Origin of the sequence: Prochlorococcus marinus XMU1402, from assembly GCF_017696205.1 — a bacterium.
Taxonomy (GTDB): Bacteria; Cyanobacteriota; Cyanobacteriia; order PCC-6307; family Cyanobiaceae; genus Prochlorococcus_A; species Prochlorococcus_A marinus_AC.
Window position 1 is genome coordinate 530,469 of record NZ_JAAORD010000001.1, and the last position, 18,390, is coordinate 548,858.

An 18,390-nucleotide genomic window follows, 5' to 3' on the forward strand; every position below is an offset into this window, starting at 1 on the left:
ACTAATCAAATCCTAATAAATCAAAAATTTCTCTATCTTTAAGTGGATTTCCTTCTAGAGGTTCTACGTTTTCAAGCATATTTTTAGCAAGAGATAAATATTCATTTTGAACTTCAATAACATCTTCAGTTGGTTCCATTTCAAAAATGGTACATTTTTTTAGTCTTGATCTTCTAATGGCGTCGACATCTTTAAAATGGGCCATAGTTTTTAAACCTGTTTTTTCATTGAATTTATCAATTTGGTCTGTGTCTTTTGATCTATTAGCTACTACACCACCTAATCTGACTTTATAATTTTTTGCTTTTGCTTTGATTGCAGAAACTATTCTATTCATAGCGAATATTGAGTCGAAGTCATTAGCAGTAACAATTAGACAGTAATTTGCGTGTTGCAATGGAGCTGCGAATCCCCCGCAAACGACGTCTCCAAGGACATCAAAAATAACAACGTCAGTATCTTCTAATAAGTGATGTTCTTTTAATAGTTTAACTGTCTGACCAGTCACATATCCGCCGCAACCTGTCCCAGCAGGAGGGCCTCCACTTTCAACGCACATTACGCCATTAAAACCTTCAAACATGAAATCGGTAGGCCTTAATTCTTCGCTATGAAAATCTACCTCTTCGAGAATATCGATAACTGTAGGAACCATTTTGTGGGTCAAAGTGAAAGTGCTATCGTGTTTCGGATCACATCCAATTTGTAGAACCTTTTTCCCTAATTTTGAGAATGCTGCAGAAAGGTTTGATGATGTAGTTGATTTTCCGATGCCACCCTTCCCATAAACGGCAATAACCAAAGCCCCTTCTTCGATATTTATTTTTGGATCTTGCTTTACTTGAACACTTCCTTCTCCATCAAGAGGTTTATTTATAGTACTTGTCATTTAAAGCTTAATAAACATTATTATTTATATTCTTGCAGTGTAAATACACATGAAATGTGTTTCTAAACAAATATGTATTTAATTGTATTAAAAGTGGAAAATATGTTCTTATAACTGAATTTTTTGGGATCAAATCTATTAGATTATGAGTGAAAATACTCATGACTTGATAATAGTTTATTAGTAAAAAATTAACTGAAATATGCCTTGGCATCGTAAAGAGTTTCATCGCTTATCTCTGGAATTCCTCTCAAGATTGCGTATTTTTCAGTATTTGTTTTGACTTTACCTCTTACAAAAAATGGAACTTTTGTTAATTCAGCTCTACCAGATTCAGTCCAGATAATTCCTTCTTTACTATTTTTTTCTTTTTTTTCATCAGAATTTATAAAGTTTTTTGTTTGCGTAGCTGTATGTCCTAAATGGCTTTGATGACCATCAACAAACTCAAAGTCATGTTTGAACATATCAATAAGATGTTCTTCTAAGCCCATCATTAAGGGATGCACCCAGTCATCAAAAATCACATTTGCTCCTTCCCATCCCATTTGAGGGCTGTATCTTGCAGGAACATCTTGAACATGCATTGGAGTACTAATTACGGAGCATGGAATACCGAGCCTTTTTGCACTATGCCTTTCCATTTGGGTCCCTAAAACTAGTTCAGGGGCGGCTTTCTTCATGGCATCTTCCACCTCTAGATAATTATTGGTTATCAGAGCTTCTACATTTAGATCTTTTGCAGTTGCTCTTACCTGTCTTGCCATTTCCCTACTGTATGTACCAAGACCAACTACTTCAAAACCCAATTCCTCTTTGGCAATTTTTGCAGCCGCGATTGCATGTGTCCCATCACCAAAAATAAAAACCCTCTTGCCAGTTAAGTAATTAGAGTCAACTGATTTTGAGTACCAAGGAAGTTTTGACTTATGTTCTAATTCTTTTTTATTAGTCAAAGGGAGATCCAACTTGTTATGAATTTCATTGATAAATTCAATTGTATTTTTTATTCCAATTGGAATAGTATTTGTATATTCCATTCCAAAGTTCCGTCTAAGCCATTCACATGATGCTTCGGCAATTTCTTGATAAAGACAAACATTTACTTCAGCATCAATTAATCTTTCAATATCTTCTGGACTAGCGCCTAATGGAGCAACAACGTTTGTATCTATTCCTTGTTCTGAGAGTATACGTTGGATTTCAATTACATCATCCCTGCATCTAAATCCAAGTAATGAAGGACCCAGTATATTGACTTTTGGTCTGCGACCTAATTCCTTCCACCTTAGAGGACTTATTTTTTCTGAAGAACTTACTTTCTCTTTCAAAAGAGTTCTTGTTAATTGATAAAAAGTTTCTGAAGCCCCCCAATTTTCTTTCTTGCTATAAGCAGGTAATTCAAGATTAACAATTGGCATGTCAAACCCCATACCTTTTGCAAGAGCTCCAGGTTGGTCTTGGATAAGTTCTGCTGTACAACTTTCTCCCACTAAAAGAGTTTTGGGTTTAAATCGATCTACAGCTTCCTTAATATTTTTCTTAACTAATTCAGCTGTATCACCTCCGAGGTCTCTAGCCTGGAAAGTTGTATAAGTCACTGGAGGCCTTTGCCCTCTCCTCTCAATCATTGTGAAGAGAAGATCTGCATATGTATCTCCTTGAGGTGCATGAAGTACATAATGTATATCTTTCATTGAAGAGGCAATTCTCATCGCACCAACATGTGGTGGTCCTTCATATGTCCATAGAGTTAATTCCATATTCTTTTAATGCGTTACTAAAGTTTTTGAAGTTAGTATTTGATTCCTTCTTAAAGGTTTAGAGAAGAGACCTGCCAAATCTGCGGCCTGATCAATACCATGAATTGGACTGAATACCATTTCTATTGACCACTTAGTACTAATTCCTTCCGCCTCCAGTGGGTTAGCTAAACCCATCCCACAAACTACTAAGTCTGGATTAGATTCCCTTACTCGATCTAATTGTTTTTCTACATGTTGCCCTTCGACAATTTTTGTATTATCAGGTAATAAATTAATCTCCTCTTTCATTAAATCCTTATTTAAGTAAGGAGTGCCTACCTCTATAAGATCCATTTCGCATTCATTATGCAAAAATCTTGCCAAAGATATCTCCAGTTGCGATTCAGGAAGAAGAAATAATCTTTTCCCCTTAAGTATTTCTTTGTGAGATTCAAGAGCAAGTTTTGATCTATTGATTAAAGGCGAAATAATTTCATGAACTTTAAGTTCACTAATTTTGAAAGCTTTAGCAGCAGCTAAAAACCATTTTGTACTTCCTTCGATACCTAGAGGAAATGGCGCTGAAATTATTTCACAACCCCGATGTTTAAGGTCTCGAACCGTATCGCTTAAATAAGGCTGTGTTAATAATACTTTTGTATTTTTGCCAATTTTTGGTAATTCTGTGGATTGTCGAGGTGGGAAGCTCTCAATATTTGAAATTCCTAAATTTTTAAAAATCTTTTTAAACCTATCCTCTACATTATTTGCAAGTGTCCCAACTAATAATAATTTCTCCTCATTTGAGGAATCCATTAATGGAATTAAAGCTTTTAATGCGCCATCCTCTCCTTGGGTAAAAGTTGTTTCTATCCCACTGCCAGAATAATTAACGAATCTTACTTGACCTAAAAACCTTTTATTTAATTTCTCTGCGACAGTTGCAAGATCTAGTTTGATCACTTCACTCGGACAAGATCCAACTAGAAAAAGGGTTTTTATTTCTGGTCTTCTCGCAATCAGATCATTAACCACTCGATCTAATTCTTCATGAGCGTCAGCAAGACCAGCAAGATCTTTTTCTTCAAGAATAGCTGTACCAAATCTTGGCTCAGCAAAAATCATAACTCCAGCAGCGCTTTGAATTAAATGAGCACACGTCCTTGAGCCTACAACCAGAAAAAACGCATCAGGCATTCTTCTGTGTAGCCAAACTATTGAAGTTAAACCACAAAAAACCTCTCTGGGGCCAGTTTCCTTATTAAATTCAACTTTACTCATTAAAAATTTTCAAGAGCTTATATTTCAAGCTTGCATAAACTTTTAAATTTAAGAAAGTAATTAATAAGTTCTCTTACAAAATCTACACATTTAAAAAACTTATATGAATGTTTAAATACTTAAATGAGAGTTATGAAATTTATTTTTAGAATATATTTTAATTTCTGTAGAAGGAATTTCCTTGACTTGTTTTTGAAATTTTCCATACATTTCTAGCTATTTTCGTTGCTAATAATCCTGCTCTTTCTAACTTAGATTTCCCGGGCTTTGCTCCAATTAAAGCTGTCACTTCTGAAGTAGTTAAAGGTGCTCCAGTATTTATAGCTAATTGCGTTAACTCCAATCTATCTCTAAGGTTCTTAAGATTTACTTTCTCGATTTTATCTTCTTCTAACCAACTAAAAGATGGATCTTTCTGAGATAGTTTTTGCATCAAACTTAGACTGACTAATCCAAGAGTTTGATCAGGAGTTAATTCTTTTTCAGTGCCAGAAATATTTGGTTCTTTTTTTTGAGAAGTTCCCATAAAAATGCATATCTTTTACTTGAAGTTATCGTTTTGTGAGAAGCATGCAAGTAAATTTAATAGAAAAAATGAACCATTATCCGTTATAGTCGCGTGAATGGAACCAACTTCTAGTTTAAACAGAGGAGAACGAAAGAAAGGGAGTTCTCTTGTTACCGGATCTGAGGTGCAATCTCAGGCCAGTGGTGCAAGCTGTTTTATTACAACTGATTCAGAAAAGTCTTTGGTATCTAGACAAGCAAGTCAAGTAGAACAAATTGAGTTAAGAACATATGTTTTTTTAGATTCTCTTCAGCCTCAATTGGCTGCATATATGGGTACTGTTAGTAGAGGTTTTTTACCAATTCCTGGAGATTCATGTCTTTGGATGGAAGTCTCACCTGGGATGGCCGTTCATAGAGTCACTGATATTGCTTTAAAGGCTAGTAATGTAAGACTTGGACAGATGATCGTTGAAAGAGCATTTGGTTCTCTTGCTCTTTACCATAAAGATCAAAGTACTGTTTTGCATTCTGGCGATGTCGTTCTAGATGCTATTGGTAGTGAAGTAAGAAAAAGAACCAAACCTTCAACAAGTTGGACAGAAGTTATTCGAGCTATTACTCCAGATCATGCTGTTTTAATAAATAGACAAAACAGAAGTGGATCAATGATTCAATCTGGAATGAGCATGTTTATATTAGAAACTGAACCGGCCGGGTATGTCTTAAAAGCAGCAAATGAAGCAGAAAAAGCATCAAATATAACTGTTGTTGATGTAAAGGCAGTTGGCGCTTTTGGTAGATTAACTCTTGCTGGGAAAGAAGGAGATGTAGAAGAAGCAGCAGCTGCTGCTATAAGAGCAATTGATGAAATTTCAAATTATTGAGAATTTTTTTAATTTAAACCTATCTCTTTTTTTAAAAAAGGTGACATAATTTTTGCAGCTTTACCTCTACTACCTAATTTATTTAGTTGTGATTGTGAGAGCTCACCGTAAACACAATTAGCTTCTTTAACCCAAAAAATAGATTCGAACTCCCCATTAGGATATTTGGGGTTCTTAAGAATTTCTCCCCAACATATTCCTGTTGTATCTTTAACTAAGTTTCCTGAGGGATCGCACAAAACCATACAACTTATAAATCTTGCGCTCCTATAAGGACTATCAGAAAGTTCATTAATTAGTTTTTTAATTTTCTCATCATTATTTTTGGCATATCGAGCAGAATAAATTCCTGGTCGACCATCTAAAACATCTACTTCAAGACCCGAGTCATCAGCTAATGCCCAAGTTTTTGTCTCTAGAGAAGCTGCCTTGGCTTTAAGTAGTGCATTCTCAAAATATGTTTTCCCAGTTTCTTCGACATTTAAATATTCTGGTTGCTTCTCAACCTTTAAAGACAAAACATCCAGCATCTCTGAGATTTCAGATACTTTTCTTTGATTGCCACTCGCAATAGTTAGAACTGGAAGGTTCAAAATAATATAAAAATTTATTGTGAATATTATCTTACTTCAAAGCTTGATACGGAGACAGGAAAGGTTGAACATTCCACACCTGTGTAGACAGGGCCTGTCTCGTACGGAAATAACATAATGTAAATTTTTTCTTAACACAACAGTATGTTTTGATGCACTAACTAATTTGCATAAGTATTGACATATCAATAGTACCAAGGGTGATAAGTTTAACTTATGAATGATAGAAAAAACATTAATGGAGATTTTGTCGAAAACGCTTGACTTATAAGTACTTAATGAAGCATTCTTCGAATTGAACATTCCACATTTAGTATTTAGTAGACAATGGCTACAGAAACAATGGGTATCGCTCTCGGCATGATCGAGACACGCGGACTTGTACCTGCAATCGAAGCAGCAGACGCAATGACAAAGGCAGCAGAAGTTCGCCTTATTGGTCGTGAATTCGTTGGTGGCGGTTATGTCACAGTATTAGTTAGAGGTGAAACAGGCGCAGTTAACGCAGCTGTAAGAGCTGGTGCTGATGCTTGTGAAAGAGTTGGTGACGGTTTAGTTGCAGCTCACATTATTGCTCGTCCTCATAGAGAAGTTGAACCTGCTCTAGGTAATGGTGAATTTCTTGGTCAAAAGGACTAATTAAATAAAGCAAGATTTATAAATTTTGCAAAATAATTATTTTCCCTACACAGACCTAAATTTATCCTTATGAGTAAGAAGTATGACGCAGGGGTAAAGGAGTACAGAGATACCTACTGGACTCCAGAATATGTACCCCTAGACACCGATTTACTAGCCTGTTTCAAATGTACAGGTCAGGAAGGTGTTCCAAGAGAAGAAGTTGCAGCAGCTGTTGCCGCTGAATCTTCAACAGGTACTTGGTCAACAGTTTGGTCCGAGTTACTTACAGACTTAGAATTTTATAAAGGACGTTGTTATCGAATCGAAGACGTTCCTGGAGATCCTGAAGCTTTCTATGCTTTTATTGCATATCCTTTAGATCTTTTTGAAGAAGGCTCAATTACAAACGTATTAACATCTCTTGTAGGAAACGTTTTTGGATTTAAAGCTCTAAGACATCTACGTCTAGAAGATATTAGATTCCCAATTGCTTTCATTAAAACTTGCGGTGGTCCACCGAATGGAATCGTAGTTGAAAGAGATCGACTTAACAAATACGGAAGACCTCTTCTTGGTTGTACCATCAAACCTAAATTAGGATTATCTGGTAAAAACTATGGTCGAGTTGTATATGAATGTCTTAGAGGCGGTCTTGATTTAACCAAGGATGATGAGAATATTAATTCTCAACCATTCCAACGTTGGAGAGAAAGATTTGAGTTTGTTGCAGAAGCAGTTAAGCTTGCTCAGCGAGAAACTGGAGAAGTTAAAGGTCACTATCTAAATTGTACTGCTAACACTCCTGAAGAACTCTATGAAAGAGCTGAATTTGCAAAAGAGCTAGATATGCCAATCATCATGCATGATTATATAACTGGTGGTTTTACTGCAAATACTGGATTAGCTAATTGGTGTCGTAAAAATGGCATGCTTCTGCATATTCACAGAGCTATGCATGCTGTTATTGATAGACATCCAAAGCATGGTATTCACTTCAGAGTTCTTGCAAAATGTTTGAGACTATCTGGAGGAGACCAACTACATACTGGAACCGTGGTTGGAAAACTAGAAGGTGATCGTCAAACAACTCTTGGTTATATTGACAACTTAAGAGAGTCATTTGTACCTGAAGATAGATCAAGAGGAAATTTCTTTGATCAAGATTGGGGTTCAATGCCTGGAGTATTTGCAGTCGCATCAGGTGGTATCCATGTTTGGCATATGCCTGCACTTCTTGCAATCTTTGGGGATGATTCCTGTCTTCAGTTCGGTGGAGGAACACATGGTCATCCATGGGGTTCAGCTGCTGGAGCTGCAGCTAACAGAGTTGCTTTAGAAGCTTGTGTAAAAGCCCGTAATGCTGGTCGCGAAATCGAAAAAGAGAGTAGAGACATTCTTATGGAAGCTGCTAAGCATAGTCCTGAATTAGCTATTGCTCTAGAAACTTGGAAGGAAATTAAGTTCGAGTTTGACACTGTCGACAAGCTTGACGTTCAGGGTTAACTCAAGTTCCAATTTGAGGAGATTAATTCTCCTCAAAATTATTAAAATCTCGTTTTTACGAGTAATTACATTCACATTTTGATTAATTATGCCTTTCCAGAGCACAGTAAGCGACTATCAAACAGTTGCAACCCTGGAAACATTCGGTTTCTTACCACCGATGACCCAGGAAGAAATATATGACCAAATTGCGTACATAATTGCTCAAGGTTGGAGTCCAGTTATTGAGCATGTTCATCCAAGTGGATGTATGCAAACTTATTGGTCTTATTGGAAACTCCCATTCTTTGGGGAAAAAGATCTTAACTTGATCGTGAGCGAATTAGAGGCATGTCATAGAGCATACCCTGATCATCATGTAAGAATCATCGGATACGATGCTTACACTCAAAGTCAAGGAACAGCTTTTGTAGTTTTCCAAGGACGTTAAAGCTACTTATCGTAGTTAATATCTTTCTCCAAAAAATTTTTTGGAGAAAGTTTTTTAAAAAAGTTTTTAAAGAATTTCAAACTTGAAGATTATGTCAAAAAAAACTAGCAGAGAGATTGCACTTGAAAGAAGAAAGGCGATGAGTGATAGCGGTAAAAAAGCTGCTGCTTATTCCTCAACTACCAAAGATAGAGTTCGATCTTCTCAAGATATACATATTTCTGGGACTCAGTCTTCTCCAAATAATCATAATATTTCAAAACCAGCTACAAAACATATTCCAAAAACTCAAGTTAACAGAAATTCTTCAACAACTTTATCCAGTAAAGAGTTAGTAATAGAGAGAAGAAAAGCAATGTCTACCCATGGAAAATCAGCTATAACTTCATCCGATAGAACACGTACTGATGTTAAAAAAGAAAGTCCTGTAAACATAGTTAATTCAACTATAAATAAAAATCAAGAAAGTCAGGATTCAACTAGTACAGAATCTAAGTCCCTCAAACCCAGCGTTAAGAGAAGAATTAATCAGAAGAGAAAGCCTATTACTAATACAAGTAGAGATATTGTTTTAGCGAGAAGAGAAGCTCAATCTAAGCATGGTAAATCAGCAACTAAACAAAATACCAGTGCCGCTTCTCTAGCTAGAAGGGGAGATCCAGATTTAAGTAGTAGAGAAATTTCTCAGAGAGTGAGAGAGTTAAGAAGTAAAACTGGTGCTACAGGCAAAAAAGGTAATGGTAAATGTAGACCATGTGGTCCAAATAAAAATGGCGCCAAACAAAATATTGCAGATGCTAGTTGGAAAGTTGGTAAAAGTGAAACTGATTCAGGTCAAATAGTGACTGGAACACAAGCAAATAGATCTGTGAAAACTACAGGTAATGAAGCAAGTACATGCAGAACAGTTACTGGCACCCAATACATGGGAGCAGAAGTTGTTGATCAATTTTGTCAAGATAGACCAAGTTATAAACAACCACTTAGATCTACTGTTACTGCAACAACATCAGGAAATAAAGTGACTGGGAATGAAGTTGGTAGATCTGATAGGGTCACAGGCGATGAGCCAGGGACTTGTAAAAACCTTACAGGTACTGAATATGTATCTTCTAATCAATCACAGAAGTATTGTGGTGATGTTCCAAAAAATCCTTCAAAGGTTAAACACAGTACTACAACCGATGGATTAAAAGTATCTGGATCACTTCCTGGTAGATCAACCCTAGTAACTGGAGATGAATCAGGTTCTGGACATCAGTTAACTGGAGATCAATATCTTGGCTCTGAGCCAAATCCAAAAGGCAAAGCATTTGAAAAAGTAGGTAGTTACAACACTCTTAATGGGAATAATGTAACTGGTACAGGGGTTGGAAGATCAGACCATATGACAGGCAATGAACATGGGAGTTGTAAGAATGTAACTGGAGATGAATATATAGGATCTCAACAATACGAGAAGTTTTGCGGTTCAAAACCAAAACCAGAAGCTAGAAAAGTAGGTTTAAGCCTTTCTTCAAAGTCAAATTTAATAAGCGGCACTATGACAGGAAGATCAGAAATAGTAACTGGAGATGAACCAGGTTCATGCAAAGTGTTAACAGGAACACCATACGCAGGCTTAGATCAGATTAAAGAGAATTGTAATACTGAAACTTCTGAAGATATGAAATCAAGAGCAACAGTTAATTCTGGAAATAATTCAAATGCCAGACTTACAGGACAACAACCAGGAATTGGCGGAGTAATGACAGGTGCTAAGAAAGGTGCTTGTAAAAACCTAACAGGGACTCCTTATGTTGGTGGAGATCAGTTCTCACAAGCTTGTGATAATCCTCCAAATGATACTGCTTATGCGAATTCGGAAAAGTCAGCAGGTAACTCTTGGAATGAATTCTCTGTTAAATCACCATCAAGAGATAAATATTCTGAAAAAAATACTCAAGGTGTTACGGGTAATGAATATGAAAATGGTTCAAAGGTAACAGGACCTTTTGATATGGCAGTTGATAAGGTCACTGGTACTGAAAAATTTAGATTTGAACCGAATAAAAATATTACTTATAAACAAAAAATGGAAATTGAGGAGGTAGATCGTGCCGCAAAAACACCAGAAAAAAGAGTTGCTTCGAGGATTACCGGTGAAGGACAATCAGTGGGAAACGTAACTGGTGATGATTGGGATCGCGGTGATAAGGTAACAGGCACAGAGGGAGCTTCTTCTAGAAAGCGAAATCCATCAAGAGCAGGATTCATGAGTGCAATGCCCCCTATGGAAGTTAAAAGAAATGAGGAAACAGAAAAACCAGATTTCTTGATAACTGGATCTAGTGGTAATACTCGTGAAGGACAACTTGTTACCTTTTCAGGTGGTGCAAGAGGTTAAGTAAATAATGCCTTTAAGAGGACTGGCTAAAGCCAAGAACTTCACATTGGGGCCAACCGCTCCAATGAAAACTTTTACTGAAAATATCCATACACAAACTAAAGAATCAAATAATTTACGAAATTCTGGAAAGTCTCATAAATTAACCAATAATATCCAAAATGAAAATCTATTTAGGTATGAAAGCAAAATAAAAAGTGATTTTGATGAAATTGTTCCAACTCTCAAGGAAATTGCTCGAATTCAACATCACGAAGATTTTATAAATAAGGCACAGAAAATATCAAGAAAAAATTTGGGAATAGATTTACCCCTACATGTATTAGATAAATCTTGGGTTAAACCTCTTGATATGAGAGCTTTATATGCATGGTGTGCTTTCAAACAGCATGAGAAACTAAGTGACAATTTTTTTAATAATGATCCACTTGAAGGTGCTTCTGGAAGTAGGGATGCGGAAGACTTTGAAAAATTTCTCTTAGATTGTGGAATACATTTACTTGATATAACTCCTTGTTCAGATGGAAGATTAGCTCATTCAGTTGCTTATGTAATGAGAATACCTTTTAGTTCAGTAAGAAGAAGATCCCATGCTGGAGCACTTTTTGATATTGAAAATACCGTTAATCGATGGGTGAAAACTGAACATAAAAGATATAGAGAGAATGTTCCTAATGAAGCTCATAAGGATACAAGGTATTTAAAAGTTGTAACTTATCACTTTAGTTCAGTAGATCCTTTGCATCAGGGATGCGCAGCTCATGGGAGTAATGATGAGTTAGCTGCAGCAGAAGGTAGAAATAAATTATATGCTTTCAAAGAGGCCGTAGAGAATAGCTTTTGCTGCGGAGCTTCTGTGGATTTAATGTTAATTGGACTTGATACAGATACTGATTCATTAAAAATACATTTATCAACTAGCGATGGCGGTATAGATTTAGAAAAAACTATTTCTACATTAGAAATTTATAATTCAACAATAAATTTTTCAAAAGAGGATTCAGAAAGAGAAATTTGTCAGACAATTTCTATGCAATCTTCAAAAGATAAACTCAGTGGACTGGAAAAATTTATATATAAATTAATTGTCAATAATATTTCTCAAATTGATTATGTTAAGAGTTTTCATAATGGTTCTTATGAAGATATTGGACATGCAGAGAGGTTTATTGGGGTAGGTATAGGTTTTAAAGAAGTACATCTCAGAAATTTAACTTATTTTGCTCATTTAGATACAGTCGAAGAAGGGGCTCCAGATTTAGATGTAGGAGTGAAGATTTTTTCTGGCTTAAATGTTTCTCAAGATCTACCTATTCCGGTAGTAATAAGGTTTGATTACTCTGGCAAAGTACCCGGAGCAAAAGAGAGGGCAATAAAAGATTGTGAAAGAGTTAATAATGCGATATCAATTAGATATAAAAATTTAGTTGATCAAGGTTTGTTACATACTTGCTCTACTATTAGAGATAGGGACAACATCCATTCCGCCAAAATTATTGGAATGTCTTTAGATAAAAAAACAGAGGAGGCTCACTAATTATGTTGATTTGCAAGGTTGTAAAACCACTTGTTTCTACCAATAGGATTCCTGGTTTCGAACACAAACATCTGCAGGTTGTATTAGATGGTTCTTCTAATAAAGTTGCAGTTGACGCTGTTGGCTGTAAGCCAGGAGATTGGGTTATTTGTGTTGGAAGTTCTGCTGCTAGGGAAGCCGCAGGAAGTAAATCTTATCCAAGCGATTTAACGATTGTTGGAATAATTGATCATTGGGATCCTGACAAGTCATAAAAAAGGAGGATATAAATTTTGGAAATTATGAAGGTATTAGGAAGGATGGTATGCACTCAAAGAGTGGCAGGTTTAGGTCATATGAATTTACGAATTTTAGAAAATAATAAAGGAAAGAAATTAGTTGCTGTTGATCCTGTTGGTGCTAGAGAAGGTAACTGGGTTTTTACTTCTAGTGGCTCTGCCGCCAGATTCGCATGTCCTAATCCAGAAGTTCAAACCGATTTAACAATTGGAGGTATTATTGATTATTGGGAGAGTGACTAAAAATTTTAACCTCAAAAATTTATTTAGAAACTTTCTTGAATGTATAGTGTTAATTAGTCTTGAAAGAAGAATGTAATGTGGAATGAAAGAGAATCACCTTTGAGGATTGAAAAAAGATTTGAATTTGATCAATACTCAAAAATTAGTAAATTCATGGGAGAAATTGAGAAATTATGTAAAGAAAGGGATATCTATCCAAATATCAGCTTCGGTAAGAATTTTGTAAGTCTTTCAATTTTTTTAGATAATAAAGAAATATCAGATAAGGAAAAAGAATTTTCAAAGGATATTGATAAATTTTATTTAGAAGATTAGTCTTTTTTAATAATTATTTGGCTTGGCAATATCTCTTTTGATTAAAGCCATTAAATATGTGGGGGCTTTATATCTACCAGGTAGGCATCTATTTAAAGTTTCGAGGTGTCCCCAACAAACGGTCTTTTTGATCTCTTTAATTGAGTTTCCTTTTAGAATTAATAATCTTAATGCTTTACAAAATAGTGGATATCCTGCTTCTAATTCGTCTATATTTAGCTTTGCTGCTGTCATAGATCAAAGTAGAATTGATAACTAATAATCTATATGTCAGTGGCGCAATATTTGATTTCAATTAAAAAATCTAAATAATTAGAAACTAATCTAAGAATGCAACGCAATCTATCTCAACTAAAACTCCTTTTGGTAGAGATGAAACTTCCACACAGGCCCTTGCTGGAGGATTCTCTATATTAAAAAAATCACTATAAATTTTATTGACAATTTGAAAATTTTTTAGGTCGGTTAAGTAAATAGTTGTTTTTATTACATCCTCTATTTTGGCTCCGCCAGCTTTAAGAACTGCTGCGAGATTCTTTAAAACTTGTAGAGTTTCCTTCTCTATATCACCTAAACATGTTATTTCATTTAAAGCTGGGTCTATAGCAATTTGACCAGAACAATAGATAAAATCTCCAGCTTTTATTGCTTGATTATAAGGTCCGACTGGATCTGGAGCATTTGATGTTTTAATTACTTGTTTGGAAGACATTTGTTTATAAAGATACCTATTTATTTAAACCCATAAATCTTTATTTGCTCTTAAAAAAGTAAATTCTTCTAAATTTTTTGCTCTTAAGAAAAGGTTTATTTTCATCTCTTCATCAAGTAAAAATGGAATTGTTAATTCATTAAGAGAAAGTTTTTTCTCAACTTCTGAAAGTTTATTTTTTATATCTTTATCTTTAGGCTTGAGATTCAATGCCCACAACATATTTGTCTTAGTATATTCATGTGCACAATATATGAGAGTATTTTTTGGTAAAGATTTGATTTTTTCTAGTGAAGAATACATTTGTTGATAAGTTCCTTCAAAAATTCTTCCACAGCCTCCAGAGAACAAAGTATCACCAATAAAAAGAATAGGATTTTCCCCAGTCAAAAAGAAGGCAATATGTGAGCTAGTATGCCCTAATACTTCAATTATATTTACTTCTTCACCTAAAATATTTAATGTCTCTCCATCCTCTACTGACACATTTTGAAAAGGTATTCGCTTTTTTTCTTTAGAGGAAGCAATCACCTTTACATTTGGCCATCTTTCAATAAGAGACTTCGTACCTCCAATATGGTCTGAATGATGATGAGTTTGCAAAATAGCTTTTAAGTGAAAATTGTTTTCATCTAAATATCTAATTACTGGTTCGTGAACAGATGGATCTACAACCACAACGGATTTATCTTTTTCCCACAACCATATGACGTTATCACTTAAAACTCTAAGTCCGATTATATTTCGAGCTTTATTAAAATCCATTGTTAACTTAGAATGAAGAGTGCTTGGAAGAAATTGATCTATGTTTACTATAGCTTTACCGAAAGGAGCTCTGTTAAAAGATTCAATTTCAACTTTTAAAAGAGCTGGATTAGATTTCTCTGACGCTTTGGACGCAGAAAATAGATCATTAACCTTCGAATCAAATTGCAAACGGGCTAAAGCTTTATTAGTAAGAAATGGAGATGTTCCTGTTTATGTAAGTTATGGTCAGGCTGATTTGGGTATTGTTGGTTACGACGTTCTAAGAGAATCTGAATTAAAAGTTGCAAAGTTATTAGATTTAGGATTTGGGGGTTGTCATATGTCGTTGGCGGTTAAGAAAAATAGCAATTATTTAAAACCAACTGATCTTCCAGCAAATTGCAAAGTAGCAAGTAAATTTATAAAAACAGCAAGATCTTATTTTGAAGAATTAAGTATTCCTGTAGAAATAGTTCATTTGACTGGATCAGTCGAGCTTGGCCCAATTACAGGTATGGCAGAGGCAATAGTTGATTTAGTAGCAACCGGAAAGACGCTTAAAGAGAATGGTTTAATAAAAATAGATGATCTTTTCTACTCGAGTGCAAGACTTATTGGAAATCCTTTATCTATGAGGTTAGATGATAATCATCTCAGAGATACAATTTTATCAATAGAATCAATTAATGTTATAGAAAAATAGCTTAATGTTTAATGATTTTAGAAGGATTAAAAAGTTAGGTAAATATTTAACTAAAGATAAAAAAACAATCTATCTAATCCTGATAGTTTTGTTACCCGTTTCCTTCTCTGGAGCTATTCAACCATTATTAGTTGGTCAAGCAATTACCATTCTCAAGAACGAAACTACAGATGTTTGGCTAAGTAAAACTCTCTTTGGACAGTCTATCAACGCCATAATCTTAACCTTGCTTGTTTCGGTTATTTTAAGATTAGTTTTGCAAGGATATCAAACCTACAATATCCAAGCAGTCGGACAAAGATTAACTGCAAGAATAAGAAGAGAACTGTTCGATCACTCAATATCTTTGTCTCTTAGGTATCACGATAAAATGCCTGTAGGTAAATTATTAACGAGATTAACCAATGATGTTGATGCTTTAGCCGAGGTTTTTGGTAGTGGAGCAGTTGGAGTTATTGCTGACTTTGTAAGCCTGATAGTGATTTCATTGACAATGTTTTCGATTGATCGAGGACTCGCAATTTTACTACTCTTGACTCAAATCCCAGTTTCATATTTCATTATTTGGCTTCAAAAACGCTATAGAAGGGCGAATTATCAAGTAAGAGAAGAGTTGTCTCAACTTAACTCTGATTTTCAAGAGAATATCCAAGGTCTAGAAGTCGTTCAGATGTTCAGAAGAGAGGCTTTTAATAGTAAGAAATTTTCTAATACTGGAGATGCTTATAAGAAAGCAGTAAATGGAACAATTTTTTATGACAGTAGTATTTCAGCATTTATAGAGTGGATTTCGCTTGCCGCAGTTTCCTTGGTCTTAGCGGTTGGAGGGTATTTTGTTACTTCTGGAAATATTGGTTTAGGAACATTAACAACTTTTATTTTATATTCCCAAAGACTCTTTGAACCTTTAAGACAGCTTGCTGAGAGATTTACTCAGATTCAAGGAGGTTTAACAGCCGTTGAGAGAATAAATGAATTATTGGATGAAGAAATTCAGATTAAAGATTCTATTTCCGCAAAGCATTTTTTAAAAGATGCTCAAAATGCAAATAAGCAATTTAAAGGTAAGATTCAATTTAAGAATATTGACTTCTACTACAAAGAGGGTGAATATATCCTACGGGATTTATCTTTCATAATCAATCCAGGAGAGCATGTAGCTTTTGTAGGCCCAACTGGTTCAGGTAAAACAACTATAATTAGATTATTATGTAGATTATATGAACCTCAATCAGGCCAAATTCTAATCGATGATATAGATATAAAAGATATTCCCATAGCAACACTTAGAAATATGTTGGGAGTAGTTTTACAAGATACCTTTATCTTTAGTGGAAATGTTGCAGATAATTTGAAACTAAATGCGAATATAGACAATCTTGAATTAGAAAATCTTTGTAAAGAATTAGGATTAAAAAGTTTATTAAAAAAATTACCAGATGGTTTGAACACTTTTCTTAGAGAAAGAGGAGGAAATCTCTCTTCCGGAGAAAGACAACTTCTCTCAGTAGCACGTGTAGCAATTAGAAATCCTGTTGTTTTGATAATGGACGAAGCTACAGCGTTTATGGATCCCTCTACTGAAGCTACTTTGCAAAAAGATCTTCAAAGAATTCTTAAAAAAAGAACAGCTTTAGTAATAGCTCATAGATTAGCAACTATTGAAAGTGCTGATAAGATCTTAGTTTTAAAAGGGGGATCATTAGTTGAAGAGGGAACACATAGTCAATTAAGAATGAAAAAGGGTTTATATTTTCAGCTCTCTGAGCTTCAACAAAAAGGATTTGTTAACTTTTAATGATTTTTAGAAACCAAGGTTCATCAATAAAAAAATCCAATATTATCCCTAAAGATAAACTTTTAGATATCTATGGTTTGAATTCTTATGAATTCACTCAAAAAAATAAAGAAGAAATTTTTGTATGTAGTAAAACTAAAGATCTAGATCTTATTGAACTAGATCAACTTTTGCAAACTGTTGGTTGGAGCAGACGACCAATAAGAAGGGTTAAAAGGGCTCTAGAATTTAGTATTTTAGTTGTTGGTTTATGGCGTCATGACGATAATTTTCCTAGGCTAGTAGGATTTGCAAGATGCACTGGCGATGGAATTCTAGAGGCGACAGTTTGGGATGTAGCCGTTAATCCTGTCTATCAAGGACTAGGATTGGGTAAAGAGTTAATGAAATATATCCTTAAAGAATTAAAAAATATTGGCATTTCAAAAGTTACACTTTTTGCTGATGCAGAGGTGGTTTCATTTTACAAAAGACAAGGTTGGATACTAGAACCAAGAGGCTCAAAATGCGCTTTTTGGTATGCAAATTAATTATTACTTGTAATAGTCAGAATATATAGATTTTGTGGATTCGCCTTTTAACCATCTTCGTCTAAAGTTCCAGTTCTTTAATGCTTGAAGGAAAATATTAGTCCTTTCCCATTTTCTTGAACTTGTAAAAATAGGTAAATTTAATTGCTGTAGATCTTTTTTATTGTTTAATCTCCTAAAAAAATCTACGTCCTCCATTATAGGAATCTTTCTAAAACCATTATTCCTAATATAAATTGATTTATGAATTATTAAACCTTGATCACCATACGGTTGTTTAAAATATTTACTTCTTAAATTTACAAGAGTTTCGAGAACTCTATAAATAATCTTTTTGTTATTTATTTTAAATTTAAAATAGTAAATACTATTCTTATTTCCCTTCAAAAATGAATTTGTTTTTCTAAACCAATCATGAGTTAATCTTGTGTCTGCATGCAAAAATATGAGCCATTCTCCTTTTGAATTCCTAGCTCCAATATCTAATTGTAAACCTCGATTTCTTTCTTTGGATATTAATACTTTCGCTCCATAAATATTAGCTATGTCAATAGTTTTATCTTCACTACCACAGTCAACAATAATAATTTCTCCGTCTTTATCAATAGTCGACAAGTCTGAAAGCAATAATGGCAAATTATTGGCTTCATTGATAGTGGGGACGATAATTGAGATTTTAGACAAG

Annotated in this window: 21 protein-coding genes; 12 read left to right on the plus strand and 9 right to left on the minus strand. The window is 34.6% G+C overall.

Annotated elements, in window-relative coordinates; translation table 11 throughout:
- Nucleotide 1 precedes the first annotated feature (1 nt).
- From bchL to HA141_RS03015, 4 genes are all read right to left on the minus strand, one after another.
- Nucleotides 2-889 carry a ferredoxin:protochlorophyllide reductase (ATP-dependent) iron-sulfur ATP-binding protein gene (bchL, locus tag HA141_RS03000; RefSeq protein ID WP_209116770.1) on the minus strand — a complete coding sequence of 296 codons (888 nt, stop codon included), beginning with the start codon at nt 887-889 and terminating at the stop codon, nt 2-4.
- Nucleotides 890-1,080: 191 nt separating this feature from the next.
- Nucleotides 1,081-2,652, minus strand: a complete 1,572-nt coding sequence (locus HA141_RS03005) for a ferredoxin:protochlorophyllide reductase (ATP-dependent) subunit B (RefSeq protein WP_209116772.1) — start codon at nt 2,650-2,652, stop codon at nt 1,081-1,083.
- A gap of 6 nt (nt 2,653-2,658) precedes the next feature.
- A complete protein-coding gene (locus HA141_RS03010) occupies nt 2,659-3,915 on the minus strand; it encodes a ferredoxin:protochlorophyllide reductase (ATP-dependent) subunit N (RefSeq protein WP_209116774.1) in 1,257 nt (418 codons plus the stop codon).
- 157 nt (nt 3,916-4,072) lie between these two features.
- On the minus strand, nt 4,073-4,441 hold the full coding sequence (locus tag HA141_RS03015; RefSeq protein ID WP_209116776.1) for a hypothetical protein: 369 nt from the start codon (nt 4,439-4,441) through the stop codon (nt 4,073-4,075).
- A gap of 97 nt (nt 4,442-4,538) precedes the next feature.
- On the opposite strand from HA141_RS03015, the gene HA141_RS03020 reads away from it, so the two are divergent.
- A complete protein-coding gene (locus tag HA141_RS03020) occupies nt 4,539-5,309 on the plus strand; it encodes a hypothetical protein (protein WP_011818055.1) in 771 nt (256 codons plus the stop codon).
- An 8-nt stretch (nt 5,310-5,317) separates the two neighbouring features.
- On the opposite strand, the gene rdgB is transcribed toward HA141_RS03020, so the two are convergent.
- Nucleotides 5,318-5,902, minus strand: coding sequence for an RdgB/HAM1 family non-canonical purine NTP pyrophosphatase (gene rdgB / locus HA141_RS03025; RefSeq protein WP_209116778.1), 585 nt, complete (start codon nt 5,900-5,902; stop codon nt 5,318-5,320).
- Between the two features lie 327 nt (nt 5,903-6,229).
- Here rdgB and HA141_RS03030 point away from each other — a divergent pair, with 327 nt between their 5' ends.
- The 8 genes from HA141_RS03030 (at nt 6,230) to HA141_RS03065 (ending at nt 13,215) form a co-directional block, all read left to right on the plus strand.
- Complete coding sequence (locus HA141_RS03030; RefSeq protein ID WP_002807869.1) at nt 6,230-6,541, plus strand: BMC domain-containing protein; 312 nt, start codon at nt 6,230-6,232, stop codon at nt 6,539-6,541.
- A gap of 69 nt (nt 6,542-6,610) precedes the next feature.
- Nucleotides 6,611-8,026, plus strand: coding sequence for a form I ribulose bisphosphate carboxylase large subunit (locus HA141_RS03035; protein WP_011862567.1), 1,416 nt, complete (start codon nt 6,611-6,613; stop codon nt 8,024-8,026).
- 88 nt (nt 8,027-8,114) lie between these two features.
- Nucleotides 8,115-8,456 carry a ribulose bisphosphate carboxylase small subunit gene (locus tag HA141_RS03040; RefSeq protein WP_011862568.1) on the plus strand — a complete coding sequence of 114 codons (342 nt, stop codon included), beginning with the start codon at nt 8,115-8,117 and terminating at the stop codon, nt 8,454-8,456.
- A gap of 91 nt (nt 8,457-8,547) precedes the next feature.
- Entirely contained in the window at nt 8,548-10,842 is a 2,295-nt protein-coding gene (gene csoS2 / locus HA141_RS03045; protein ID WP_209116780.1) for a carboxysome assembly protein CsoS2, read from the plus strand.
- Nucleotides 10,843-10,849: 7 nt separating this feature from the next.
- A complete protein-coding gene (locus tag HA141_RS03050) occupies nt 10,850-12,379 on the plus strand; it encodes a carboxysome shell carbonic anhydrase (RefSeq protein ID WP_209116782.1) in 1,530 nt (509 codons plus the stop codon).
- 2 nt (nt 12,380-12,381) lie between these two features.
- Nucleotides 12,382-12,633: a carboxysome peptide A gene (locus tag HA141_RS03055; RefSeq protein WP_002805244.1), complete on the plus strand. Its 252-nt coding sequence runs from the start codon at nt 12,382-12,384 to the stop codon at nt 12,631-12,633.
- 18 nt (nt 12,634-12,651) lie between these two features.
- Complete coding sequence (locus HA141_RS03060; protein WP_025969106.1) at nt 12,652-12,900, plus strand: carboxysome peptide B; 249 nt, start codon at nt 12,652-12,654, stop codon at nt 12,898-12,900.
- Between the two features lie 75 nt (nt 12,901-12,975).
- Complete coding sequence (locus tag HA141_RS03065) at nt 12,976-13,215, plus strand: 4a-hydroxytetrahydrobiopterin dehydratase (RefSeq protein WP_209116784.1); 240 nt, start codon at nt 12,976-12,978, stop codon at nt 13,213-13,215.
- A gap of 6 nt (nt 13,216-13,221) precedes the next feature.
- On the opposite strand, the gene HA141_RS03070 is transcribed toward HA141_RS03065, so the two are convergent.
- The 3 genes from HA141_RS03070 to gloB all read right to left on the minus strand — a co-directional run bounded on the left by HA141_RS03070 (nt 13,222) and on the right by gloB (nt 14,692).
- On the minus strand, nt 13,222-13,449 hold the full coding sequence (locus tag HA141_RS03070) for a DUF3136 domain-containing protein (protein ID WP_209116786.1): 228 nt from the start codon (nt 13,447-13,449) through the stop codon (nt 13,222-13,224).
- 85 nt (nt 13,450-13,534) lie between these two features.
- The gene (locus HA141_RS03075; RefSeq protein ID WP_209116789.1) at nt 13,535-13,927 is read right to left on the minus strand and encodes a Rid family detoxifying hydrolase; all 393 of its coding nucleotides are present in this window, start codon (nt 13,925-13,927) and stop codon (nt 13,535-13,537) included.
- Between the two features lie 24 nt (nt 13,928-13,951).
- Nucleotides 13,952-14,692 (minus strand): hydroxyacylglutathione hydrolase, encoded by a 741-nt coding sequence (gene gloB, locus HA141_RS03080; RefSeq protein ID WP_209116791.1) that lies wholly within the window; start codon nt 14,690-14,692, stop codon nt 13,952-13,954.
- Nucleotides 14,693-14,732: 40 nt separating this feature from the next.
- Here gloB and hisG point away from each other — a divergent pair, with 40 nt between their 5' ends.
- Genes hisG through HA141_RS03095 form a run of 3 tightly spaced genes read left to right on the plus strand, consistent with a single transcriptional unit; the run spans nt 14,733 to nt 17,705 of the window.
- Nucleotides 14,733-15,377 (plus strand): ATP phosphoribosyltransferase, encoded by a 645-nt coding sequence (gene hisG, locus HA141_RS03085; protein ID WP_209116794.1) that lies wholly within the window; start codon nt 14,733-14,735, stop codon nt 15,375-15,377.
- Nucleotides 15,378-15,381: 4 nt separating this feature from the next.
- On the plus strand, nt 15,382-17,175 hold the full coding sequence (locus tag HA141_RS03090; RefSeq protein ID WP_209116795.1) for an ABC transporter ATP-binding protein: 1,794 nt from the start codon (nt 15,382-15,384) through the stop codon (nt 17,173-17,175).
- Entirely contained in the window at nt 17,175-17,705 is a 531-nt protein-coding gene (locus HA141_RS03095; RefSeq protein ID WP_209116797.1) for a GNAT family N-acetyltransferase, read from the plus strand. Before HA141_RS03090 ends, HA141_RS03095 begins: the two co-directional genes overlap by 1 nt.
- A gap of 3 nt (nt 17,706-17,708) precedes the next feature.
- On the opposite strand, the gene HA141_RS03100 is transcribed toward HA141_RS03095, so the two are convergent.
- A complete protein-coding gene (locus HA141_RS03100; protein ID WP_209116799.1) occupies nt 17,709-18,389 on the minus strand; it encodes a TIGR04283 family arsenosugar biosynthesis glycosyltransferase in 681 nt (226 codons plus the stop codon).
- Nucleotide 18,390 lies beyond the last annotated feature (1 nt).